Origin of the sequence: Brevibacillus daliensis (assembly GCF_021245735.1) — a bacterium.
In the GTDB taxonomy this organism is placed as follows: Bacteria; Bacillota; Bacilli; order Brevibacillales; family Brevibacillaceae; genus Brevibacillus_B; species Brevibacillus_B daliensis.
This window is the reverse complement of record NZ_JAJISB010000010.1, coordinates 101395-126484: the sequence shown is the minus strand read 5'-3', so window position 1 is coordinate 126484 and position 25090 is coordinate 101395. Positions and strand designations below refer to the sequence as shown.

Below are 25090 nucleotides of genomic sequence, written 5' to 3'. Positions count from 1 at the left end.
TCTTTATTGAAGTATTCTGCCCCATTAGTTGAATAATGAGAATCCTAACATTGATACGGTTTTAATGAGTGATAGGTTTCAGTATTTGGAAATGGACTACAGTTTATATATTTTAGAATGGGAAAAAGAAGAGATAGCTGATTATCGTTACGACATTGCAAACACCTTGGCGTTAGGTTATTCATCCGGGCAAGTAATCATATTACTATAACTTCCTCACCATAGTAATAAATGTAGTAGGCCCATTTTGGAATTCCATCTTCTTGGAGAATCCCAGTTTTTCATATAGATGGATGGCTCTATGATTAAATTCGGCCACAGTTAATCGCATGGGAACATTGCTGTAGCTATTTTCCACATGATGAAGAATAAATGAGAAGTACGAATAACCATTTCCCTGACCAGTCGCCGCCGGTTTCATCCCGATGCCAATATCAATCTGTTCTCCGGAGTAAGCACCAAATTGTGAACCAACAGGCACTTGTGCAGATCCTCCCACACAAAAGAAACCAAATAAATTGCCGTGACCGTCTACAACCGCATAATATGTGTTTTCCAAGAGCTCCTTCATGGACTCAGCATTTTCTTCGTTGTTGTAAAAGTCATAGGGAGCATCATATTTCCAATTCAAGATTTGTACTGCGAAGTCCTCACTCATATCTGTAATGAATAATTGCATCTCTTTCACCTCATTACTTTATCGAGTAACTACTTTCATTTCGATGTGCTTCCCATTTTCCCCTTTGTTACATTGACATTCCAATACCGATCAGATACAATCGTCATCAAATATAAAAGATTGGAGTTGGGAAAATGGATAACTTTTCTTGCTAATGATTTTGTAGCATATCTAAATTTTAAAAGCGGTCTAAACCGCGTATTTGGTATGCTCATGCAAGAAAGTTACTCCATTTTTCCACTCATAAAATAAACGTACGTATGCCTTGCTATGCCTGTGATGGGCTTTGCTTTGCTGTATTTTTATGAGCTGCGAGAAGTAACTTTCTTGCAGCTTTCTTCATTTTACAGGAGGCGATGCATATGTCACTTATAACGATTTCGAATGTAACATTTGCCTATGATGGCAGTTATGATAACGTTTTTGAGGATGTTTCCTTTCAAATTGATACAGATTGGAAATTGGGTTTCACAGGAAGAAATGGTCGTGGTAAAACAACTTTCTTACACCTGCTACTGGGTAAGTATGAGTATAGTGGAAGTATTTCAGGGAGGGTGAATATTGAGTATTTTCCCTTTGACGTACATGACAGAACCATAAACACACTGGATGTCGTAACTAACATTAACCCTGACTATCAGTTATGGGAACTTGAAAGAGAGTTGTCCATACTCGGAGTATCGGAGGATGTGCTTTATCGTCCATTTGATACATTATCAAACGGAGAGCAGACGAAGATACTGCTTGCCACACTGTTTTTAAAAGAGAACAGCTTTTTGTTAATTGATGAGCCTACCAATCATCTCGATTCCGAAGCAAGGGAGATCGTTGGCAATTATCTGAAGACGAAGAAAGGGTTCATCCTTGTTTCCCACGATCGAGCTTTTTTGGATAACTGTATCGACCATATCTTATCGATCAATAAAACAGATATAGAAATTCAAAAAGGTAATTTCTCCTCATGGTATGAGAACAAAAAGATGCAGGACAATTATGAGCTTGCGGAAAATCAGAAGCTCAAAAAAGAGATTAAAAGGCTGGATAAAGCAGCAAAGCGAACTGCTGTCTGGTCCGATAAAAAGGAAAAGAGCAAAAATGATGATGATGTTCCAGACAGAGGCTTTGTGAGTCATAAAGCTGCCAAGATGATGAAGCGATCTAAAAGTTTGGAAGCAAGAAGGCATGATGCTATTGAGGAAAAATCAAGTCTTCTCAAAAATATTGAGAGCTCCGACCTCTTGCAGATTAAACCACGACAATATCACTCAAGTAGGCTGGTCACCTTCGATAAAGTCTCCCTCTCTTATGGAGAAAAGAAGGTCTGTGACAATGTGAGTTTTACCATTGAACAAGGTGATAGAATTGCGTTGCGTGGTAAAAATGGATCGGGAAAATCAAGCATACTAAAGCTGATATGCGGGGAGAATCTTAGCTTTACGGGAAATTTCCAAAGAAGTAGCAACCTGGTTATATCCTATGTGTCACAGGATACCTCTTTCTTAAAGGGCAATTTATCTGATTTCGCAAAAGAATCGGGGATAGATGAAAGCCAATTTAAAGCAATTTTGCGCAAAATGGATTTTTCCAGAGTTCAGTTTGAAAAGGATATGCGAGATTTCAGTGGTGGACAGAAAAAGAAAGTGTTAATCGCCAGAAGTCTGTGTGAAAGCGCACATCTGTACATTTGGGATGAACCGCTTAATTTTATTGATGTGTTGTCCCGTATACAGATTGAAGAGCTTTTACTTTCCTGTAATCCAACGTTATTATTTGTGGAGCATGATAAGACTTTCACAGAAACGATAGCAACGGATACGATTTACTTATAAAAAAAGCTTGGTCACTCAGAACTTACGATGTACGCGTCTGAGTGACCAAACGTCATGTCTTGCCTCACCTGATACCTATACGATTTATTGTAGCTAGGAAACGGTTGGGACGGATTTTTGGGAGTTGTACACGAGCCAGGCAGCTCCGATTACACCAGCATCATTTCCGAGAGTGGCAGGCAAGATTTCACAACATTCTGCCGCAATAGGGAAGGTGTACTGATCAAAGGACGCTCGTATACGCTTAAATAATTCTTCTCCAGCAGAAGAGACACCGCCGCCGATCACGATTTTACCCGGATTGAGCAGGTTACCAAGATGAGATAGTCCAAGCCCAATATAAAAACCCGCTGTGTCGATCACCTCAATGGATGCGAGATCGCCTTGTGCGGCGGCATCGAAGGCGTCTTTTGCGGAAAGGTAACCTTTTTCCTGAAGGATGGAAGCGAGCAAGGGACTCTTTCCGTTCTGAGCTGCTTTCTCGATTCCAGTAATGATGGCAGTAGCTGAACCGTACGTTTCCATGCAGCCTTTTTTTCCACAATTGCATAAAGGTCCTTCGGGGTTAACGGTGACATGTCCAACTTCACCGCCCACGCCTTTTACACCATGAACCACATGTCCGTCAATAATGATACCCCCACCAACACCTGTACCCAGCGTGATGGCGATCAGATTGGCAGTTCCACGACCGGAACCACACCACATTTCGCCCAGAGCTGCTGCATTGGCGTCATTTTCAATGGATACGGGTAATCCTGTGAGAGCTTCGGTCTTGGCTTTTAGAGGGGTGTCTCGTAGTCCTACGTTGACAGCTCGCAGGACAACACCTTGAGTTGGTTCCACTGGACCTGGAACACCGATCCCGATACCATAAACATGTTCCCTGGTAAAACCATGTTGAGCGAGCAACGCCCAAATGGCTTGCACCATATCACCGATGATTACGTCTTCCCCATCCTTAACAGGTGTGGGGATTTTGGATTTTGCCAGAATGTCCCCCGTTTCAGAAAGTAAGGCAATTTTAATTGTCGTTCCACCAATATCTACTCCAACGATTAAGCTTTTACTCATTAGAAACACCCCTTACCCGTATTGTGTAACAGCATAAAAAATAGAGAATACATATGTATGTATGAGATCTTGATTGTATAAAAACTGGAATTTTTTAACTGGATGTACCATAATACTACCATGAGCACTACTAAACATTATAGAGAAAATGCGTACAGATGTCGCATAATCATTCCCAAAAATGGTCATACAGGATATGATGGTTAGGGTAACGTGATCAAACCTAGATTATTTTGGACGGAAGAAGGGACGCAAGTGAAGAGAGCACGTCTTATTTACAATCCAACTTCAGGGCGTGAAGCTGTTCGCCGCCAATTGCCGGATATTTTGGATATTCTGGAGGGTGCAGGTTACGAAACTTCTTGTCATGCTACCACTGGAGAAGGAGATGCTACGAGGGAAGCAGCTCTGGCAGTAGAGCGAGACTTTGATCTGATTGTGGTTGCTGGTGGCGACGGTACAATCTATGAAGTAATCAATGGGATTGCTGAGAAGAAAAACAGACCTGAGCTAGGCATCATTCCATGTGGAACGACGAACGACTTGGCGAGGGCACTGGGTTTACCGAAATCAATTACGAAAGCCTGCCAAATCATTGCGGCTGGCCGAACCAGACCAATCGATGTAGGTAAAATTAATAATCGATATTTTATTAATATTGCAGGTGGCGGAACACTGACGGAGTTAACCTATGAGGTGCCGAGCAAGCTAAAAACAATAATTGGACATATGGCTTATTACATTAAAGGTATTGAGAAGCTGCCTTCTATAAGCCCTACACATATACGTATCGAAACACGAGATGGAGTTATTGTGGATGAGGAAATCATGTTGTTCCTTATTTCCAACAGTAATTCTGTAGGCGGTTTTGAAAAGCTGGCACCCCACGCAAATCTAGGTGATGGTAAACTAGATTGTCTTGTCTTGAAGAAAACAAATCTGGCAGAGCTACTTCGTATTGTCAGCATGGCATTGAAGGGCGATCATATTAAAGATCCTCATGTCATTTATTTTCAAACAGACTATATTAAAGCAACTGCCAAAGATAATCATCAAGTGCTGATTAATCTAGATGGTGAACTAGGTGGACAATTACCTTGTGAGTGTTATGCGCTTGGACGACATTTGAATATTTTTGTGCCGTAGGAAAAGGAGTTAGACATCGTGAAAAAAGGAAACAAACCACAGCAAGGCAAAAAACAGCAACATACCAACACGAAGCGTCAAGGAGAAGCTGTGCGCCAAGATGGAGGGCGCCAGAGATCGAGTGCAGGACGACAAGCAAATGGAGCGGGTCGTAATAGAAGCCAAAATACAGGTGCAGGTGTAGCACGCGAATATCCTGTACAGCTGGATCAACTGGTGGAGCTCTCGATCACTGGACTTAACCATGAAGGCGAAGGTGTAGGTAGACACAATGGCTACACCTTGTTTGTAAAAGGAGCGTTACCAGGTGAGCAAGTGCGTGCAAAAGTAGTGCATGCAAAGAAAAGCTTCGGCTATGCAGAGCTAGAAGAGATTCTCAGCACGAGCGAGCACCGTATGCAGCCTCCTTGTCCTATTTATGATCGTTGTGGCGGTTGTTCTCTGCAACACCTTTCCTACGAGGAACAATTACGACATAAACAGCAGATTGTTGCAGATAATTTGCGACGGATTGGCGGATTTGAGATTGCGGGAGACGAGCAGAGTCAGGGGCTTGGTCGTGTACGTATAAATGACCAGAATGGTAAGAACGAGCTGAAAGAAGATGGGACAAGTAATGACTCGTCTAGTAATGAGCATGTTGCTGCTGTTTTGGACAAGCAAGTTGGCAGAAAATCAGTTATGGTCTTACCCACCCTTGGCATGAGTGACCCGTGGCGTTATCGTAATAAGGCACAGATGCCGATCGGTGGGGAAAATGGTGCGCTAATTGGCGGTTTTTATGCGGAGAAATCTCATGACATTATCGATAATGATGAGTGCCTCATTCAGCATCAGGCGAATGACGAGGCTGTGGCAGTTGTAAAGCGAATTGCCTCGGAACTAGGTATTGCACCATATAACGAAGAAGCGCATACAGGGCTTCTTCGTCATGTGGTAGCCAAGGTAGGTGCCAAGACAGGCGATGTAATGGTTGTACTGATTACCACAGAGGCATTTATCCCACATCGGGACGAGCTTGTTGAGCGAATTCAAGCTGAATTGCCAGCAGTGAAAAGTATCGTCCAGAATGTAAATGAGCGCAGAACGAATGTAATTTTTGGCGATAAGACGATCACGCTTTGGGGCGATGATGTCATTTATGATTATATCGGACCGATTAAGTTCGCGATCTCAGCCCGTTCGTTCTATCAGGTGAATCCAGAGCAGACCGATGTGCTTTATTCCAAGACGCTGGAGTATGCTGGGTTGTCTGGTGGCGAGACTGTTATTGATGCGTACTGTGGAATCGGGACTATTTCGTTGTTCTTAGCGCAGAAGGCAAAGCAGGTGTATGGTGTAGAAATCGTGCCGGAAGCCATTGACGATGCTAAGAGGAATGCGAAATTGAATGGGTTTGAGAATGCGAGCTTTGAAGTGGGACCTGCTGAGGTTGTGATTCCTGGATGGCGTAAGCAGGGGATTGTAGCGGACGTGATTGTGGTTGACCCACCACGTAAGGGATGCGATGAGGCATTGCTTACGACCATTCTGCAGATGAAGCCGGAGCGGGTAGTGTATGTGTCGTGTAATCCGTCGACGTTGGCGAGGGATTTGAAAGTGCTGGCGGAGAGTTATGAGGTTGTGGAAGTGCAGCCGGTGGATATGTTTCCGCATACGGGGCATGTGGAGTGCTGTGTGTTGCTAGTGAGAAATTAGTGCAATAATAGAATGATAAAAAGACATAAGGAGATTGATCCGTTTGAATAATAGTGAAGCAAAAAATGAGTTACCCTCAAATTATGAGGAATTAAAAAAATCTGCCAATCGAACGTCTAATTGGAGAGAACGTTTAGATGCTGTTGAAGAGTTAGGTCAGTGGAAAAACAAACAAACAATAGATATATTAAAGCGTATAATGATCAGCGATGCTGTGTACAAAGTTCAAGAGGCTGCTTTTCGTAAGCTCAAAGAATTTGGCGAAGATGTCCAATTACCGTCAAAGAAAAAAGGCGACTTGATTAAAGGAACAACTAAAATCTTGGTAAGAATTAAGAAGAGTTTACCAGAAGGTCATACGTTTGAAGAGTTTAAAGAGAAGTTACAGAAGATGAGAACTGATGTATATGATACGTACGAGGGTGAAAAAGGAGCTGACTTTGATCAGTGGCTTGAAAACACATGGGTCTCGTTACAGAAAGAACAGTAGAAATGAGATAGGCAGTGATCGACACTTTAGTTATTTTGAGAGCGTTGCTTTGCTTACATTGAAGGAAATGGCGAAAACCCTTGGGATACAGGGGTTTTTTGTTTTGGAGATTTGATGGAATCAGGGGAATGACCACATTTTGACCACACTTGGTTAAAATACAGAAAATAAGTTTCCATTTATTTATAATTTGAATTTTTTAATTTTCCAGAGTATATATATCCATTTTATGGTATATTATTTTTTGTGATGGATGTCATATATATAGGGGCTGCTCAAGGATGATAGAAAATGCGATGGGGAAAGAACGGACGATATTTGACCATGCTGGAAATACGATCAAGACAGAGGATCGAGAGATTCGAATACTAGCCAAATACGAGGAACCGCTGGTTGTCGTATTAGGAAATGTGGTTAGCAATGAGGAATGTGATGAGCTTATAGAACTGTCCAAGGAACGGCTGCAACGCTCGAGAATTGGGGAAGTTCGTACGGTCAATCAAATTAGAACGAGCAGCGGGGTATTCTGTGAGGAGAATGAGACGATTACACGAATCGAGAAGCGAATCTCTCAAATTATGAATATTCCCATTGAGCATGGTGATGGCTTGCAAGTCCTACTATACACTCCTGGTCAAGAGTATAAGTCCCATTATGATTTCTTTGCAGAGACAAGTCGAGCAAGTACCAATAATCGAATTAGTACGCTCGTGATGTATTTGAATGATGTGGAGGAAGGCGGAGAAACGGTGTTTCCTATGCTTAATCTTTCTGTTTTCCCCAACAAAGGAATGGCTGTCTACTTCGAATATTTTTATAGCAATCATGGATTAAATGAACTTACGCTGCATGCAGGTTCGCCAGTGATCAAAGGGGAAAAATGGGTGGCAACGATGTGGATGAGAAGACAAAGCTTTCGAGTGTCTTAGAAGAATTATCTTATTTTGATTTACTTTAGGAGATGAAATGTTGAGATTGTATTTAGTAGTATTTTAGCCAAGCAGGGAGTAACATGTGTAGCGTGGCTCCCAGGTGACATCAAAACGGTGACTACACCCGTAGAAGACTATGTGGCGTGATTTTCGAAAAGGGATTCAGTCCGCGCACAGGGAGTGAAGCGGACGAGCACAGCAACGATATTGACTGCTAGGATAGTCATCGTCGGGTAAGCATCGGTAGTAATTTACTCGGAATATGGATACTCTCCACGCCTCCACTATGAAAAGTCCGACCTCATGTGGTCTGGGCTTTTCTTATACCTAAAAATGTAGGATGATGGAGTGATAGTTTACACCATCTACGTAGTAAAGTTGCACCTGAGTACGTTGAATATCATAAAAGGGAACCTCGTGTGAAGCCCATATAGTTCCTTCCCTCATTATAGGGGGGGAACTATAGTTTTCTGTGTGAACCCTAGTAAACATATATAGCCCTGCCCTTTTTAAGAAAAGAACTCTTCGTCAGGGTGACCTTGACGATTTTGGCTGATTCAAATATTCAAACATGAGCGTGATCATCTCAAATCCTTATTACTTGTATCTTATTTGCCGTCATTAGCCAATCCTGTGTAGCATAGTAGTAGTCATTATAAGCCTGACTAGCGACAAACGAAAATGCCCCCCCTTAAGCATTAAGACTCAGTGGAAATAAATATGATCTAACTAAACTATGTTCCAATTAAACATTAGATCTCCTCTATTAGAACACTTTTATCTTTAGTCAAACTAATAAAAAATAGACATATTCGCTATTCAAGTTGGAATAAGCCTTTGAAGGTGTATCAAGTGCTTGTTAAGTTATTTAGCGTTTGGTTTGTTGCTTTGTACGATCCTGCTTGAGTGGAGGTTGTCGTAGACGTATGTGAACTTAATCTTTTGGCATAGTTAAATAAGTAATGACCGGATGGCAATTGCTATCCGGTCATTTTCAATCTGATTACAATCCTGTACGCGTTAGCAGACGATATCATACTCAATACAATTGGCGTTGTTATTGGTGTCATTTTTTACGGCTCTATCAGATGGTTATTAGGCGCTTGCAGAAAAAGAAACACAAAATCTGTTCTGTTGATCTAACCTATCGTTTTTCGTAGTTGGACAATTCTCATTTCATGGTTTATATCGTCTCGCCTTGATGACAAGCATGCTCAAGTGTCTGGAGCACAGATAATAATTCCTGCTTTAGTTCTGGATCTGTAATACTACCTTCTTTATTTAGTTTCAAAGTGATGTGCGGTATTATCAATGTTCCTCTTTCTACAATATCAGCATTAATCATTTTAAGTGTAAGCAGAAGTGAAGCATTAGCTTTATCACCGCCCATTGGAGATGGTGAGGCACTGATTACCGCTGTAGGTTTATTCATGAACTCGCCTGAAGATACGAGCCAATCCAACGCGTTTTTTAACACACCAGGCACTCCATTCCCATATTCCGGTGTACATATAAGCACACCATCTGCCTCCTTAATATGTGTCCTTAATTCTTTGACCGGAACAGGTTCTTCGACAGCATCGATGTCTTGATTAAAATGCGGCAGGTCGCCCAACCCGCCATAGATGGTAAATTTAACGTTCTCCTTGGCTAATCCGATGATGGCATTCATTAGTGCTTTATTCGAAGAGTTTTGACGAAGACTTCCCGAAATAGCCAAGATTTTAATTTCTTTATCCATTTAACATCATCCCATTTCTTCTGTGATTTGATTATTCGCTAAGGAATCGTTGGTGTCTTCGGTAGAGGAGTTTAACCATTTAGCAACACTTCACAACAGTTAATTATTACCTAATTTCGATATCTTTTTACTTCTGTCCAGTCAGTTTAAAAGGGAAAAGTTGTTCTGCGAAGATCGGTGTTCGTTTCATATACAGTGAACAGGCAAGAAGCAACCAACAAACTTCTTTTTATTCGACGTTGTGTTTTCATATTCCTTGCTGTCTAAGTAACGGAACCAAGCTGGATGACGTTGTAAATACTCGGTTGAAATTCCGTTAAATCGGTCAATCCATCTTTTCAGATGACTGTGGTAACTGTTGACGTTTTGAACATCGTACACGCCTTTCACACGCTGTTTCCTATCGGACTTAAAATGATAATGGTCTAAACATAAAGGGTTCTACATATTAGTCATGCATAATATGTAGAACCCTTTATGGTATTTGATTTCCTTAAGTTTAGGTCTTGATAATTTTCAATAGAGTGTTAGACCGTGAAAATAATGTTTTAGACTGAGTTAATTATAGTATCGCAAATAGAGGATAGTTAGTTCATTATATGAGCTTAACCTCCTCTTATTTTTTGATATGAAAGATTATTTAATATTCATAATTCGTTTGTATAGGTCCAGATATGTACAAACGAATGTACATAATTAGGTTTCAATAGCAACTGACTCTTCATAATGTAAGCGCTATAATAATTTACAAGGAGGGCGAACAACATGTTAGATGAAAGAGTTGTCGCTTTGTTACAAAAAATTACTTCTAGTCGACTAGTAACAATTAAGCAACTTGAAAATCAAACCAAATGTTCAAGAAGACAAATAAATTATGATTTACAAAAAATCAATGATTGGCTTACTGAACAGAAATTACCTCCTATTACTAATAAGCGTGCACAAGGATTGATTGTTGATCCACAGGTAAGAGAATTTGCTAAGAGTGCAATACCTGAAGTGAAGATGTTGGACTATATTCCATCAAGTGAAGAAAAGATTTGTATCATTCTTATTCGAACGTTTATCCGTACAGATTATTTATCTGTAAACCACTTTATTGATTCCTTAAAGATGAGCCGAAATACAGTATTAGCTCATATGAAACGTGCCAATGAATTTGCACATACATTCGGAGTTCAGATCGCATACAATCGAAAAGAAGGCTATCATTTTGTCGGAAGTGAAATAGACAAGCGTTCATTAATGGTCAAATGTATTTTTCTCCTTTTACAACAGAAAAGTGGATTGAATATTTTAGCAGAAATCTATAATGAAGAAGAGCAAAATGAATCTTTTAAGATAGCATTTAAATCGATGACTGATCATTTGCATCAAATTGAAAAAAAGTTAAATGTAATATTTGTTGAAGAGAAAATGAATGAACTTACGGCTTTTATGGTTATTTTATTCATCCGAATATGTAAAAAGAAGCACGTGATTTTTCCGTTAGAAATAAAACAAACGATATGTGAGGCGCATGAACACGAAGCAGCAAAGACGTTGATTCAGATTATTGATATGGCCGTACCAGAGGATGAGATTGCATATATAACGATGCAATTATTAGGGCTTAATGTTCGCTATTATGATGACGCAGATTACAACAATAAAGTATTACTTAACTTAACTAATGAGATTATTACAGACTTTGAACAATTGGCTTGTGTCATATTTGTCAATCATAAAAAGGTTAAGGAAGCATTATATGCCCATCTTAAGCCTGCATATTATCGTATGCTATTCAAAATTCCAATCTCTAATCCTTATTTGCACAAAATAAAAGAAGAACATTTTGATCTCTTCATTTTAGTAAGAAAATCATTAGAGAAATTAGAAGAGCTGGTAAAGCATCCTATATCTGAGGATGAAGTGGCGTATATCACGTTGCATTTTGGATCATTTCTTAAGGAGCAAGGTTCGAAAACGATTAAAAGAAAACGTGGCATTATTGTTTGTCCAAATGGTGTTGGAACTTCGTATATGTTGCAGAAACAAATTGAAAAGCTAGTTCCTGAAATAGATCTTATTAAACTCATTTCCTTAAGAGAATATGACTATAGTAAGGAACATGAATTTGATGTAGTGTTTTCAACTGTATTAATCCACACAAATAAGCCATTAATTGTTGTAAATCCGATCCTTTCTGCATTGGATAAAGCCCAAATTATACAAGAAGTAGCATGTGTAATGCACGGAAATAAACAAAAAAATCCAAACATAAATAACCTGTTTCAAGTAATTAAGCTGTTTGCAACTGTTCATGATGAATCCGGTCTATATGAGGCTATCTCTGACGCTCTAACTGGAACAATTGCACATAATATAAGGGGATGTAAGCCGGTGCTTAAAGAGTTACTAACAAAAGAGATGATCCAATTTCATAAGCAAGTAAATCATTGGGAAGAAGCAATAAAATTAGCAGCAAAACCGTTGTTAGAATCACAGGCAATAGAAGAGCAATATATTGATGCAATGATTACTAATGTAAATGAATTAGGACCATACATTGTATTAGCTCCAAAAGTTGCTATTCCGCATGCTCGCCCTGAGCAAGGAGTAAAAAAAGTAGGAATGAGTTTTTTGAGATTAGAAGAAGCTGTTTCTTTCTCTGAAAATGATCCAGATAAATTAGTGAATGTAATTATTGTTTTAGCCGCTATTGATAGTGAAACGCATCTACGTGCGTTAAGTCAATTAACGGAGTTACTTGAAGAAGAAGAGAATATTGAAAAAATGATTGCAACTACAAAAGTGGAGGGGATTTTGCCACTAATTGAAGAGTACAGTAAATAAAAAATCATCTTTGGAGGAAATGAACATGATTACTATCGTAACTGTTTGTGGAAATGGAATCGGGAGCAGCTTAATGTGTAGTTTAAAAGTAAAAGAAATTTGTGATGAAAATGGAATTGTTGCTTCTGTAGAATCTAGCGACTTTAACTCAGCTAAAGGTCGTGGAGTAGATTTGATTGTTACAGTAGATGAACTTGCGAAACAATTTGATAGCAGTCAAAGAGTTGCCGTTATTCGCAGCTATATTAATAAGAAAAAAATTAAAGAAGATGTTCTAGACATTATCAAGGAAATTGCAGCAAAATAATCATTTTTTAAACCTTTCATCTTTAGGAGGCACTCATAGTGGAAATCTTAAATAGTATTTTGGAGTTTCTAAAAGATGTCCTATCGCAACCTGCTTTATTAATTGGTCTAATGTCTTGTTTAGGTTTAGTTTGTTTGAAGAGTCCAGCACATAAGGTTTTAACGGGGACGCTAGGTCCAATTCTTGGATATTTAATGCTTGGTGCTGGAGCGGATTTTATCGTTGCAAACCTTGAACCATTAGGAAAAATGATTGAAGAAGGCTTCAATATTACCGGGGTAGTTCCAAATAATGAAGCTGTTACAGCAACAGCTCAACAAATCCTTGGCGTTGAAACAATGTCGATCTTAGTCCTTGGTTTAGTACTGAATCTAGTAATTGCACGTTTTACTAAGTATAAATACGTATTTTTAACTGGGCATCATAGTTTCTTCATGGCATGTTTATTATCAGCGGTATTAGGTGCATCAGGATTATCAGGTACTGAAATGGTTATCGTAGGTGGTTTCATACTAGGAGCATGGAGTGCCATTTCACCAGCAATTGGTCAAAAATACACATTGAAAGTTACAGATGGTGACGAAGTGGCAATGGGTCACTTTGGAAGCTTAGGTTACTATTTATCAGCTTGGGTTGGAGGAAAAGTTGGTAAGCCTGAAGATAGTACTGAAAAAATCAATATTCCAGAAAAATGGGGATTCTTACGTAATACTACGATTTCAACAGCTATAACCATGATGTTCTTCTACCTAGTGGCAGCCATTGCTGCTGGTTCAGAGTATGTTTCTACATTATCTGGTGGTATGAGTCCATACTTATTTGCTATCATGGCAGCTTTAAAATTTGCAATTGGCGTAGCAATCGTATATTCAGGTGTTCGTATGATTTTAGCAGATTTAATTCCTGCATTCCAAGGTATTGCAACTAAAGTTATTCCATCTGCAGTTCCAGCAGTAGATTGTGCAGTGTTCTTCCCATATGCACAAACAGCTGTAATTATCGGTTTCGTTTCTAGCTTTGTCGGTGGCGTAATCGGCATGTTAATTCTTGGTATTGCTGGAGGAGTATTAATCATTCCTGGTCTAGTCCCTCACTTCTTCTGTGGAGCAACAGCTGGAATATACGGTAATGCAACAGGTGGTCGAAAAGGTGCAATTATTGGTGCATTTGTGAATGGTTTAGCACTAGCTTTCTTACCAGCACTATTACTACCAGTACTAGGATCTTTAGGATTTGCTAATACGACTTTCGGAGATGTCGACTTTGCTGTATTAGGTATTCTATTAGGACAAGCTGGTAACTTTTTCAGCTCAATTGGAATTTATGCAATTGTAGTATTGCTAGTGGTAACTTTAATTATTCCGAATTTCGTGAAAACAAAATCGGTAGCTATTAATAATTACGAAAACGAATAAAACTTAAATATGATAACGAGGTGCTAACGAATGAATAATTTAAATATCAAGATTTACTCAGACGGTGCTGTAATTGAAGATATGATTTATGCATATAATTCTGGTGTAATTAAAGGATTTACAACAAATCCATCTTTAATGAAAAAAGCTGGAATTACAGACTACGAAGCTTTTGCAAAAGAAGCTGTTAAACAAATTCCAGATATGTCCATTTCATTTGAAGTATTTTCAGATGATTTTGAGGTAATGGAGCAAGAAGCACGTAAAATTGCTAGCTGGGGAGAAAATGTTTATATTAAAATTCCAATTACAAATTCACGAGGCGAATCTTCTATTCCATTAATTCAAAAGTTATCTAGTTTAGGATTTTCATTGAATATTACTGCTATATTAACAATGAAACAAGTTCGTGAAACGGTTGATGCTCTATCTCCTGGTACGAAAAATATTGTTTCTGTATTCGCTGGTAGAATGGCAGATACAGGTGTTGATCCAATTCCTTATATGAAAGAATCAGCAGCAATTTGTCATGAAAAAGAGGGAACAGAGCTACTTTGGGCAAGTTCAAGAGAATTGTTTAATATCTTCCAGGCAGATGAGTGCGGATGTGATATTATTACATGTACACCAGCGATCTTATCTAAACTTCCGAATGTAGGAAAAGATTTAGAAGAAATCTCACTAGACACAGTTCAAATGTTTAATAGAGATATTCAATCATTAGGCTACTCAATTTTGTAAATTGATAAAAAAGAGGGAGCAGGATAAAAGCATAGCTTTTGTCTTGCTCCCTTTATTGCTTTTATTAATTTACATATAAGTAAGCATCAAATACTTCCCACCTATGCACCTATGGCTGCCATATCATACGATTGGAGCACAGTCACCACATTTCGGATGCTCTTTCGGCGTGGCTAGGTAAGCCGAGTAACGGTATCTTGTCGTTAAATTTCTCGTCCGCAATTCATGCCCGTTCTATACATTTTTTCTGCTTCAATAGGACTTTCTTTTGCCGTCACATGGTACGGAATTACTCGGTACACTTGAACCGGCCCGCCAAATACAGCCGACCTATACTTGTCCACATGCTGCTTGGGCAAGGGACGGTTATAATAGCCGGGCACATATTTATTGATCATTTCCTGAAGCACATGGGTGGCTTCATCCAAATCTGTGATCGGCTCTGCTTGTCCAAATATCATTACGCTCATATAAGCCGTATCCGTTTTGGCAGGTACCGGATCTGTGATGGTTCCGTATTCCTCACATACCGTAAAACATACTTCTGGATTTTCACTCATGACCTGATTACGTCTTCCATCTCCAGCTCCGTGAAAATAGAGCTTCCCTTCAGTCCATACATAATTAAGCGGTACAACATAGGGCAGGTTCCCATCAACCAACCCAAGATACCCAATTCTCGCTTGGTGAAGGAAACTTTCGATTTTCTCTTGATCCTGGCATTCCCGGATCTTGTAACGAACCGAATCCATTTCAAAATCACTTCTTTCACTCATAAGATATTAATCCCCCCACTCGAAGTGTCTTAACTCCGATACTCTACTAGAGTGCGGCAACGACCATATTGCAAATCTCAGCGTTATTACGGTAGTATAGCAGTGAATGGAGTGTTCATAAACATCCAAAGAAAACGGTTATAAGCAATCCATAATTAATATTTTATGGTTTGAGCTTCTATTTGGGGGTGTGCACGATGTTGAAAGTAAACCGGAATGATAACAGACCGATCTGGAAGCAATTGCTTGATCAAGCGATTCATAATATTACAAGCGGAATCTGGCCCCCAGGAGAATTGCTGATTCCTTCCCGCGAACTTGCTCACCTGGTAGGTGTCTCTCGCTCAACGATACAGATCGTCTATGAGGAATTGCTAAGTCGTGGCTATACGGTTACATCTCGCCGAGGAGGAACGCGAGTTAGTAAATGGAATCAAGTCACTGGTTCAACGAAGGAAATAATAACATATGGCCCCATCCCCCCCTCACTTCCCTTGTTGAACTCGGCGGTCGATCAATTACATGACTGGTTCAGAGGCAAAGAACATCGAGAAGTGGATATTGATTTTAGTCCCCATGAACCTTATTTGGATGGCCAATTTCAAAAGAACTGGCGACAATCGTTTCTCCACGCATCCGCTGCAATGGATTTATCAAGCTGGGCTTACGGTAATCCCTATGGTTTCACACCATTACGTGAGCAAATTCAGCGTTATTTATCACTAGAACGAGGAATCCATATCCAAACAAATCAGATTCTGTTGACTTCAGGAGCTCAGCATAGCATTGACTTAATCGCACAATCGCTTTTATCTGATGGGGACACTGTCTCTGTAGAAGATCCCGGTTTTCCAGCTGCCTGGATGTCGATGAAATATCGGCGTATGAATGTGGTGCCCGTTCCCGTTGATGAGTATGGTCTTGTGGTTGAGCGTATTCATCCACAATCCAAACTGATCTTTGTGACCCCTTCGCACCAGTGCGCGACAGGGGGCGTTATGTCGGAGCCGCGAAGGCAACAATTGCTACATAAGGCCGTTCAAGAACAATTTTGGATCATTGAGGACGATTATGATAGTGAATTTCGATATCGTGGGGAGCCGCTTCCAACACTGATTAGCCAGGAACCTAATAATACCTTGTACCTCATGAGTTTTTCTAAAATGATTGCTCCAGGCATTCGTATTTCGGCAATCGTTGGCTCTGTCGAGGCAATTGCTCAACTAGCCAGGGTACAGGAGCTGACTTACCGTCATCTTCCGATTATGGATCAGCTAACACTAACTCACTTCATCAAGAATGGGCATTTTATGCGCCATATGAGAAGAGTCAGAAATGTGTACAGACGAAGACACGAAGCCATGACAAAGGCTATTATGGCTAGCGGTTTAGGGGAGCGTTTCACACTAAGTGGAGTAGAAACGGGATTGCATATGTTACTTGAAGCTGAAGAGTCATACGACGAAGAAACCGTGACAAAGTTAGCCCTTCAAAAGGGAATACGAGTGTACCCTCTTGGACCCTATTGTTTGGAAAGCAAACGAAAGGGATGGGTGTTGGGTTTTGCAAAAGTAGATGAAGCATCGATTGAGCAGGGGATTCATCGTCTTGCGGAGTTGATCTTATAGGGTCATCTCTGTAAGCAAATTAGTATGATATAATTTGCGGAATTGTGCCGCAAAATGATTGTAGTTTTGAAAACCGACATCAAGCGCTGCTTCCGTGGCATTACGATCCGTATGTTCGAGCAATGGGGGCTTAAATTGCCCCATTCCATTTTGTCAAAAATAAGCATACGACACATGTGGAGAGTGTTGTGTTGATTACAGTGAAATAGATAGCGAAAACCCTTGGTATAGTCTGATTAAAACGAAAAAGTGTCGACGTATTCTTTTTCTAGTTGACCGTAATTCACTCGGTAAACAAACAGAAGATGCATTAATAGATACTAAGATAGAAGGATTATCTTTTGCAGATATATATGATGTGAAGTTATTAGATGATATGACTCCAGAAGTAGCAACTAAAGTTCATATTGCAACCGTACAAGGATGAGTTCCATTACAGAGCGTATTGAACGATTTCATTTGTTATGTTCAGTCTTAAATCCTAGATGGAGCAAACTTATTAATTCCCACAAACTGTTGATTGAAGCAGTCAGATGGAGACTTGGAAATATGACGAGTAATAGTTAGACAGTAAATTTATGCTATAGAGATCATTCAATTTTAAGGAGAAAATCATATGTCAACCATTTATGAAAACCATCTCATTCGTCTTCGTCAAGCAAAAACTGAAGATGCAGCAGAACTCTTTCAATTAACTCAGGATGAAGAAGTTATGAGATATTATGGTACGGGAGCGTATCATTCCATGGATGAAGCTATAGAGGAGATTAATTGGTTTAAGAATCTTTCGACAGAAGGTACGGGATTTAGGTGGGTAATTGCAGATATCAACACGAATCAATATATAGGAGATATCGGTCTATTCCATCTAAATGTCAAACATCGCAGAGTAGAAATCGGTTTTAAGCTAAATAAGGCTTATTGGAACAAAGGCATCATGAGGGAATGTATCAAGGTGACGTTAAATGCTGGCTTTCAGGATCAGGAATATAACCGAATTGAGGCTCTAGTCGATCCTAGAAATATAGGATGTCAAAAGACATTATTAAGCAATGGATTTCAACAGGACGGATTACTAAGAGAATATGAATGGGAGCATGGTCAGTTTGTTGATTTAGGAATGTATTCTATGTTGAAAAAAGATTGGACCAAAGTCAGTTTATAAGACAAGCATCATATCAAGGCTCTCCCGACACGATTGAGATAAGGGAGGGGGATAGATAGATATGAAGCTACGAGTAGCCACTCCTGTTGATGCGAGTGTCCTCACTGATCTCGCCTTCAAGTGAAGCGATTTGCTTTTCAACTCGAAGGCTTATTTTTTTTAAACTCATTTTCAAGTTTTTTAGAGACCTTTTCATTGCTGAGATTGTAGGAAAGTGTCCGAAAGTCTTCCAAGATAGTATTGATCAGGTCAACTTCACGAACGATGGTCAATGCATTTCTTTCTTCCGTTTCTTCCGTTTTTCCCAGGTTTGTTATAGTTACCGCACACATAACCTTTGCTGTTCTTTTTGAAGTGCATTCCACGCCCACAGTCAGCACAGAAAGCGGTGTTGGTAAATAAGTGAACCTCTTGCTGTTGACGGATTCACCGAATTTACTTTTGGCAAGCGTAAGACAGACATCCTGTTGATGTTGTAATGAGTTTTCACCATTTTGTTCCAGTCCTTTTTATGCCACCGGAATATATACTACTTTATTTTTGTTCATTTCAATAACTTCAATATCAATTGTTGATGTGATTTCGAACTTATGTTCCTGATTATACAAAGTGGAGTGTTTTTGTCTACGGGTTATGTGTTCGAGGTTTCGTGATTTAATGCATTAAAGCCTATGGCGTGTATATCGTCAAAAAACAATCAGAAATTTTCAGACTGTCGAGAAAACCCTATTTTCAAAAAATGAAACTGTATAAGGATGTATAAAAAATGAAAGCCGATATTCTTTTTAAGAAAGAATTATCGGCTTTTGTTGTTAAACTAAATTTTCCGTTAGCTTATTTCACTGCTAATTTTGAAGCGGCTTCTTCAGCTTCTTTATATGCTTTTTGTAATACTTCATCTCTGTCCAGTATATCAGTACCTTGCACTCGAAGAATTTGATAATCTTCAATACCAAAAAAATTGAACATCGACTTCAAGTATTTATGCGAATATTCAATTTCGGTATACCAGTCATTATTGGTATAGATTGCCCCACTTCCTTGTATCACAAGCATACTTCTTCCATCTTTAAGAAGACCAACTGATCCCGTTTCTGTATATTTAAAGGTTTCCCTAGGAATCATAATATTATCCATATAATCCTTTAACTTTGATGGCACATTAAAGTTATGCACCGGATAAACAATTACATACTTGTTTGCACTTTTAAATTGTTTTAATATTTCATTCATACGCACTGTTACTTCTTGTTCTTGACTTGTTAGTTCTTGACCTGTTCTTAATTTTCCCCATGCACTTAAAAAAGTTTGATCTAACGTAGGTACTACAACCTCGTGCAAGTTAATTTGTTCAATGACTTCATCATTAGAATGCTTCTCCTTATAAATTTTCATAAAGTAATTAAATACATTTAGACTAGCTGAAGAGGTGGAATCGACTTCTGGATGTGCATTAATGACAAGTAGTTTGCTCATTGGATGTTTTCTCCTTTAAATTTAATTTATTTAATCTTAATTGTCGACAAGATTAATCATCGATTGATATAATAGACAATATAAAGGTTTCATAGCCTTTTGTCAAATTCTATAGACAATATTCTAAAGTTAGTTTTTTGTAATTTACAAAAAAACATTTAATGCTTATAATAATTGTTTTGATAGCCTTTTTATAATGAAAGCAGGTGAGTCTATATGCAGTATAGTGTTATGGTTGAATATGCGTTGCATAGCCTTGTTTATTTAATAGATGTACCCGAAGAGGAAAGTATAGGAATAAAAGACCTTTCAGAATTTCAAGGGCTTTCAGAGACATATCTCTCAAAAGTTTTTGGTAAATTATCAAAGGCTGGTATCGTGAGTTCTACACCTGGTGTAAAGGGTGGTTATAAATTAGCTAAGTCCCCCGAAGAAATCTCTTTTTGGGATGTAATAGAAGCAGTTGAAGGAGTAAAACCTATTTTTCAATGTAAAAATGTATTGAAAAATAATCTTATGTATTTAGATAAAGAATGCTCTTCCTGTACTTCCACCAATTCTTCTTGTATGATTAACTTAACTATGCTTGAGGCAGAAGAATATATGCGTGAGTTTCTTCGTAATAAGACCCTTGCATGGTTAAATGATGAACTTAATCACGTCTTACCTGAAAAATTACGGACAGATAGCCGAGAATACTTTATAAGAAAAAACTCAAACTAACTCATTTTAAAAACGTAATTATTAATATAAACAAAGCCCTGAAAATCCTCTGCAAATTTTCAGGGCTTTATATGTTTATTATCAGTTACCAACCTCGACAGCCTGAAATTTTCAGATTATCGGATAGGAAACATGAATAATTTTATGATTAAAAAAGGGTGGCTGGAGAAGCATCCACAATCAGTAGATCACGAAGCATTAGTAAAAACTTGAAGCCGTAATAATTTTCCAACAATGGGGGAAGAAGCTCGTATGCCTTGCGCATCGAGCTTTTTTCATTTGTTTGGACAAATGTAGTAATGTTGCCGACTTAGGAATCTATAATACATCAAAACGGTACGCAACTTCTAACTTCGTAAGGTGTGTACCACCTTGCTCTGCTTGCCAATATTATCTTGAGTTTCTGATAGCTGTTTTTGTTTTCCACATGTTATTACTGTAAAGAAAGATTATTTTCTATTAGTATCTGCAATTAGGAAGGCTGTAATTGAAAAATATATCATAATTTATAAGCCTTCCTTTTTTACTAAATCTGCAAAAGCTTTGTAAGCATAATTCACGTATTTTTCTTTTCTTCTTATAATGACTGTTTCAATAAATCTATACCGCTCGGGGATAGGGTAAACATGTAAATCTTCATATGAACCTTTTAATACTGATTTAGGTAAAATAGTGGATGTTAATCCGGCTTTTACACTGCTCAAAAGTGTTTCTAAGGAACTAATTTCAATAAAATGGTGGAGAGTTTTCCCTTTATCTATTAACCACTGCTCTAATATCTTTCTGAAAGGACAGCCACGTGGAGAAACTGCCCACCTTTGCTGCATGAAATTTGATGCATCTATTGTCTTACCTGATAATAAAACAATTTCATCCGTAAACAAATGATCCACAACAAAATTATCCGAAGCTGGTAAACCAGTAACAAAGGCAGCATCTAATTCAAAATTTTTCGTTTTTTCCATTAATTCTAAAGGATTACCAGTTTCTAAACTAAGCACTACTTGTTCATATTGTGATTGATAAGTAGCAATAAGATTCATAAAATTTCCACAGGTCATCGTTTCCACAAGACGAGGGATTGACACTCTTACAGATGGGGGGCGTTCTGCTAGTAATTGGGGGGTTAACTGCCTTACAATTAGGAGGAAAACCTAAATCCACCGAATAATCGCTTAGTGTGGAATCGAGTATTAGGAGCATGAAAGCAATTGCAAAGTAATCACAATATCTATATTTTGATATGGTATTGGCCAATAGTTATATAAGTTATAAGATTTACTGCCAAACCTGCAAAGGTATTGGTAGGTAACTAAATGCGCGCTTTTAAGGGACTTCCAATGGTAGTCATGCGATTGGAGGGTCTTTTATGTGCAAAAAAATCTGTACTCGGCTGATGGAGGGGTCGCCACTATACTGTGACGACTGGATATAGCAGCAGAAGTTTTCATCCAACATAATTACAAAAAATTACATAATTTAATGGGTGCCAAGTGTGCCCGTTTTTTATTTGACATCTTTCGGGGAATTTCCCCTTTAGGTGTCTTTTTTATTTTAATTTTCTGCAATTCGTTTTACACCATTCTATTTTGTAGGTCTGCAACAAGTAGTACAGGTTGCCGTTCTCCACCATGTTCTTTCGATTTTATCAACTTACAAAAATCGAAAGGACGGATAGTTTATAAAAGACTACCTCTTAATCTCGATGCTATAGGAATTACAAAAGCTATCAAATCACACAGTACAATAAGTCATCGGCATACACTACAGTATTGTGATCTGCATGCTGATTTATAATTTTTGATAGTGATTTAAGAGATTCTCTACTCTATCTTGGATAATTTGTTTTAATGATTCAGGCTTCACTGATATAACATAATTACCATATCTTATAAAATAATCAGCTATAAAATCTTCTTCTCCTTGATTATAGAATCCTTTAATAACTGTTCTATTACCATTTTCTATTTTCATAGAAGGATAATGTTCTTTATAATAAAGATCCTTTGCTTGTTCGAAAATCTCTACTTCAAAGTCAATACTCTTCTCAGATTGATAAATTTCTAATGAACGACTAACGAGTTCATCTATAGAAAAGTGAGATTTGATTTCCTCTTCTTCTATAAAGGTTATTCTATCGCATCTGAAAACTCTATATTTATTCGTATTTAACTCTATTCCTGTAGCATACCATTGACCAAACTTAGCGGAAATTTTGAAAAATTGAACATGGTAACTTTTTGTCTGATTATTTTTTACAAATTGAATCTTACAGTTGCTCTCATTAAGAATGCTTTTTAGAATTTTATCTAAAAAACGACTAACATTTTGATGCTGATATATTTCAAACTGTAGGACTTTTTTCATTTTGTGAATCTGCTCTATTTGTTTTTTAGAAAGACAGTTTTCAAACTTTTCATTTAGCTTAGTAACACTTAAATGAAATGGTGTTGATTGATAAGATTCTAACGTCAACATTGCAAAGTACAGAGCATACACTTCATCAATCGTAAAAGTAATGGGGGATAACAATCTATTTTTTAAGATGCCATATCGTCCATGTCTGCCATGTTCCGAAAAAATAGGCATACCTAATTGTTCTAATGAACGAATATCACGTAGAGCTGTACTTTTTGAAATATTGTATTTATTCATTAGGTCATTTAAATTAAAGAACTCTCGACTGTTTAAGTATCTTATCATGTCATTTAATCTTTCTGATTTATTCATATTAAATCTCCTCATAAGGGTGTCGTATTTTGATACCTTTATATATTATGATGAGTTCAAGGTCATATATCAAAGGAGATTGATACCATGAGTGCAACATTAGAAATAGCTATTTTCTTATCCATGAACGGAAACGCACAAGAAGCTATAAATTTTTACAAAAACCATTTTAAAGCAGAGGAATTGTTACTTGTTACCTATCAAGACATGGCAAAACGTGACAGTTCTATGCAGCTTACGGATGAAAATAAGAATTATATTTCTCACTCCGTCTTATCCATCGGAAGAGCAAAAGTAATGATAGCGGAAGATACAATGGATATCAGTGAAGAATATACAGTTGGTAATAACACTTCATTATGTATTCAAAGTGCTGACTTAGAAGAAATTGAACATTTTTATAATAGCTTAATTACAGATGATAGAGTGAAAATCATTGTTCCTTTATCTAATAATGTGTTTAGCAAAGCATACGGTATTGTTGAAGACCCGTTCGGTATTCAAATACAATTAATGTTTGATAATAGATTACAATGATGGACAAATAATGCTACTAGAAATAAGACAGGGTAGCTAATAGTAGCTGCCTCTTCAAGCGAGCAGATGCCATTCCTTTAATTTTAGATTTGTACTTCCTGTCATCTCAACACATGTGGAGAGTGCTGCGTTGATTGAAAGGTAAATTAAAAAAGAAGAAATAATTGTATTGCGATAGCTTAAGTCACACATGTGGAGTGCTGTGTGATATTGTACTGAAATATTGAACAAATATTGACCATATTTCAAGTGGTTATTTGTCCTGCTATACGTATTCCGTTCCAAGCATTTTATGAAAATGGGGCTCATAATACTGATTTTCGTGCTGGCTTGAGTAACGATCTGTGTACCCATGCTGAGTAGATCAGGTTTCGTGAAATGCAGGATATCAGGAAAATACAGCCATATTTGCTGATTGCTTTTTCTCATGAATATTCCGTATGCTTTAGGTCAGGCACGTTGTCAATAAACAGATATTCACACTATAAGGAGACAGAAACAATATGAAGAAGATGGGGAAAAAGAGTTTCTTATGCGGCGTATTAGCTACAGCACTGTTTGTATCGGGCATGGCTTATGCTGCCCCAGCCATCAAAGTGATGGTAGACGGGAAAGAAGTAAAAACAGACGCGCAAGCCCAATTAATCAATGGTCGTGTGCTCGTACCAGCACGTGCTTTGGCAGAATCTCTCGGAGGAGAAGTACAGTGGGATCAAAAAAACAAGATCGTGAAAGTAAATAGCAAAGCATCCCCGCAGAATGGAGCAATTACCAGCAAGGATGCCTATGTGATTGAAGATCAAAAGGCTCTGATCAGCCTCCCTTCTGAATGGAAAGATAAGATCAAGGTAGAAAAAAAGGCGAATGAAGTTATTTTTCAATATGTACCGAAAAATAAGGCAGTAAAACCGGAATTTTTCTTCCGCGTGCTCATCCTCGACAAAACTGTGTGGGACAAAGATGAGTATGCAGATACAGGACTCTTTACCGTTTTAGGAATGCAGGATGGAAAGGTGTATGCGTTGCAAACACCAAGTGAAGCACCTTATTTGGAGAAGCCGGAAAGTCCAGAATTTAAAGAAAGCGTCGACATGCTGAATCATCTTAGACAATCCATGCAGTTTATGTTCATCAGATAAATGGAAGAAAAGCGAAAGAATCCTTGAAG

At 38.3% G+C, this 25090-nt stretch carries 22 protein-coding genes and 2 pseudogenes; 15 read left to right on the top strand and 9 right to left on the bottom strand.

Annotated elements, in window-relative coordinates; translation table 11 throughout:
- Positions 1 to 205: 205 nt before the first annotated feature.
- Entirely contained in the window at positions 206 to 679 is a 474-nt protein-coding gene (locus tag LM917_RS11010) for a GNAT family N-acetyltransferase (RefSeq protein ID WP_232697557.1), read from the bottom strand.
- 362 nt (positions 680 to 1041) lie between these two features.
- On the opposite strand from LM917_RS11010, the gene abc-f reads away from it, so the two are divergent.
- On the top strand, positions 1042 to 2508 hold the full coding sequence (abc-f, locus tag LM917_RS11005; RefSeq protein ID WP_232697556.1) for a ribosomal protection-like ABC-F family protein: 1467 nt from the start codon (positions 1042 to 1044) through the stop codon (positions 2506 to 2508).
- A 93-nt stretch (positions 2509 to 2601) separates the two neighbouring features.
- Here the strand turns inward: abc-f and LM917_RS11000 are convergent, their stop codons facing one another.
- Positions 2602 to 3582: an ROK family glucokinase gene (locus tag LM917_RS11000; protein ID WP_232697555.1), complete on the bottom strand. Its 981-nt coding sequence runs from the start codon at positions 3580 to 3582 to the stop codon at positions 2602 to 2604.
- A 255-nt stretch (positions 3583 to 3837) separates the two neighbouring features.
- Here LM917_RS11000 and LM917_RS10995 point away from each other — a divergent pair, with 255 nt between their 5' ends.
- The 4 genes from LM917_RS10995 (at position 3838) to LM917_RS10980 (ending at position 7845) form a co-directional block, all read left to right on the top strand.
- Complete coding sequence (locus tag LM917_RS10995) at positions 3838 to 4728, top strand: diacylglycerol kinase (protein WP_232697554.1); 891 nt, start codon at positions 3838 to 3840, stop codon at positions 4726 to 4728.
- A 204-nt stretch (positions 4729 to 4932) separates the two neighbouring features.
- Positions 4933 to 6426, top strand: a complete 1494-nt coding sequence (gene rlmD, locus LM917_RS10990) for a 23S rRNA (uracil(1939)-C(5))-methyltransferase RlmD (protein ID WP_373688783.1) — start codon at positions 4933 to 4935, stop codon at positions 6424 to 6426.
- A gap of 43 nt (positions 6427 to 6469) precedes the next feature.
- Positions 6470 to 6916, top strand: a complete 447-nt coding sequence (locus LM917_RS10985; RefSeq protein WP_232697552.1) for a HEAT repeat domain-containing protein — start codon at positions 6470 to 6472, stop codon at positions 6914 to 6916.
- A gap of 281 nt (positions 6917 to 7197) precedes the next feature.
- On the top strand, positions 7198 to 7845 hold the full coding sequence (locus tag LM917_RS10980; RefSeq protein ID WP_232697551.1) for a 2OG-Fe(II) oxygenase: 648 nt from the start codon (positions 7198 to 7200) through the stop codon (positions 7843 to 7845).
- 1186 nt (positions 7846 to 9031) lie between these two features.
- Here LM917_RS10980 and LM917_RS10975 read toward each other — a convergent pair.
- Together LM917_RS10975 and LM917_RS10970 are read right to left on the bottom strand one after the other, a co-directional pair.
- Positions 9032 to 9589: an NADPH-dependent FMN reductase gene (locus LM917_RS10975; protein WP_232697550.1), complete on the bottom strand. Its 558-nt coding sequence runs from the start codon at positions 9587 to 9589 to the stop codon at positions 9032 to 9034.
- A 127-nt stretch (positions 9590 to 9716) separates the two neighbouring features.
- A pseudogene (locus LM917_RS10970) lies at positions 9717 to 10018 on the bottom strand (IS1595 family transposase); the annotation flags it as partial.
- Between the two features lie 336 nt (positions 10019 to 10354).
- Between LM917_RS10970 and LM917_RS10965 the strand changes: the two are divergent.
- The 4 genes from LM917_RS10965 to LM917_RS10950 are packed head-to-tail and all read left to right on the top strand — an operon-like array spanning position 10355 to position 14887.
- Positions 10355 to 12424, top strand: coding sequence for a BglG family transcription antiterminator (locus LM917_RS10965; protein ID WP_232697549.1), 2070 nt, complete (start codon positions 10355 to 10357; stop codon positions 12422 to 12424).
- 25 nt (positions 12425 to 12449) lie between these two features.
- Entirely contained in the window at positions 12450 to 12731 is a 282-nt protein-coding gene (locus LM917_RS10960) for a PTS sugar transporter subunit IIB (RefSeq protein ID WP_232697548.1), read from the top strand.
- 56 nt (positions 12732 to 12787) lie between these two features.
- Positions 12788 to 14146, top strand: coding sequence for a PTS ascorbate transporter subunit IIC (gene ulaA / locus LM917_RS10955; RefSeq protein WP_232697622.1), 1359 nt, complete (start codon positions 12788 to 12790; stop codon positions 14144 to 14146).
- A gap of 30 nt (positions 14147 to 14176) precedes the next feature.
- Entirely contained in the window at positions 14177 to 14887 is a 711-nt protein-coding gene (locus LM917_RS10950; protein WP_232697547.1) for a transaldolase, read from the top strand.
- Positions 14888 to 15090: 203 nt separating this feature from the next.
- Here LM917_RS10950 and LM917_RS10945 read toward each other — a convergent pair whose 3' ends face one another.
- Positions 15091 to 15639 (bottom strand): pyridoxamine 5'-phosphate oxidase family protein, encoded by a 549-nt coding sequence (locus tag LM917_RS10945; RefSeq protein ID WP_232697621.1) that lies wholly within the window; start codon positions 15637 to 15639, stop codon positions 15091 to 15093.
- Positions 15640 to 15860: 221 nt separating this feature from the next.
- Here LM917_RS10945 and pdxR point away from each other — a divergent pair, with 221 nt between their 5' ends.
- From pdxR to LM917_RS10925, 3 genes and pseudogenes are all read left to right on the top strand, one after another.
- On the top strand, positions 15861 to 17291 hold the full coding sequence (gene pdxR / locus LM917_RS10940) for a MocR-like pyridoxine biosynthesis transcription factor PdxR (RefSeq protein WP_232697546.1): 1431 nt from the start codon (positions 15861 to 15863) through the stop codon (positions 17289 to 17291).
- A gap of 226 nt (positions 17292 to 17517) precedes the next feature.
- Positions 17518 to 17715: pseudogene (locus LM917_RS10930) on the top strand (hypothetical protein); the annotation flags it as partial.
- Positions 17716 to 17907: 192 nt separating this feature from the next.
- On the top strand, positions 17908 to 18456 hold the full coding sequence (locus LM917_RS10925; RefSeq protein WP_232697544.1) for a GNAT family N-acetyltransferase: 549 nt from the start codon (positions 17908 to 17910) through the stop codon (positions 18454 to 18456).
- Between the two features lie 255 nt (positions 18457 to 18711).
- On the opposite strand, the gene LM917_RS24780 is transcribed toward LM917_RS10925, so the two are convergent.
- Together LM917_RS24780 and LM917_RS10915 are read right to left on the bottom strand one after the other, a co-directional pair.
- Entirely contained in the window at positions 18712 to 18882 is a 171-nt protein-coding gene (locus LM917_RS24780) for a recombinase zinc beta ribbon domain-containing protein (RefSeq protein WP_373688782.1), read from the bottom strand.
- Between the two features lie 408 nt (positions 18883 to 19290).
- Complete coding sequence (locus LM917_RS10915; protein ID WP_232697542.1) at positions 19291 to 19932, bottom strand: FMN-dependent NADH-azoreductase; 642 nt, start codon at positions 19930 to 19932, stop codon at positions 19291 to 19293.
- Between the two features lie 216 nt (positions 19933 to 20148).
- Here LM917_RS10915 and LM917_RS10910 point away from each other — a divergent pair, with 216 nt between their 5' ends.
- A complete protein-coding gene (locus tag LM917_RS10910) occupies positions 20149 to 20655 on the top strand; it encodes an RrF2 family transcriptional regulator (RefSeq protein WP_232697541.1) in 507 nt (168 codons plus the stop codon).
- A gap of 506 nt (positions 20656 to 21161) precedes the next feature.
- On the opposite strand, the gene LM917_RS10905 is transcribed toward LM917_RS10910, so the two are convergent.
- Positions 21162 to 21716: a LysR substrate-binding domain-containing protein gene (locus tag LM917_RS10905; protein ID WP_255668217.1), complete on the bottom strand. Its 555-nt coding sequence runs from the start codon at positions 21714 to 21716 to the stop codon at positions 21162 to 21164.
- 730 nt (positions 21717 to 22446) lie between these two features.
- A complete protein-coding gene (locus LM917_RS10900; RefSeq protein WP_232697539.1) occupies positions 22447 to 23385 on the bottom strand; it encodes a helix-turn-helix transcriptional regulator in 939 nt (312 codons plus the stop codon).
- Between the two features lie 87 nt (positions 23386 to 23472).
- Here LM917_RS10900 and LM917_RS10895 point away from each other — a divergent pair, with 87 nt between their 5' ends.
- Positions 23473 to 23922 (top strand): VOC family protein, encoded by a 450-nt coding sequence (locus LM917_RS10895; RefSeq protein WP_232697538.1) that lies wholly within the window; start codon positions 23473 to 23475, stop codon positions 23920 to 23922.
- A gap of 503 nt (positions 23923 to 24425) precedes the next feature.
- A complete protein-coding gene (locus tag LM917_RS10890) occupies positions 24426 to 25061 on the top strand; it encodes a copper amine oxidase N-terminal domain-containing protein (protein WP_232697537.1) in 636 nt (211 codons plus the stop codon).
- Positions 25062 to 25090 lie beyond the last annotated feature (29 nt).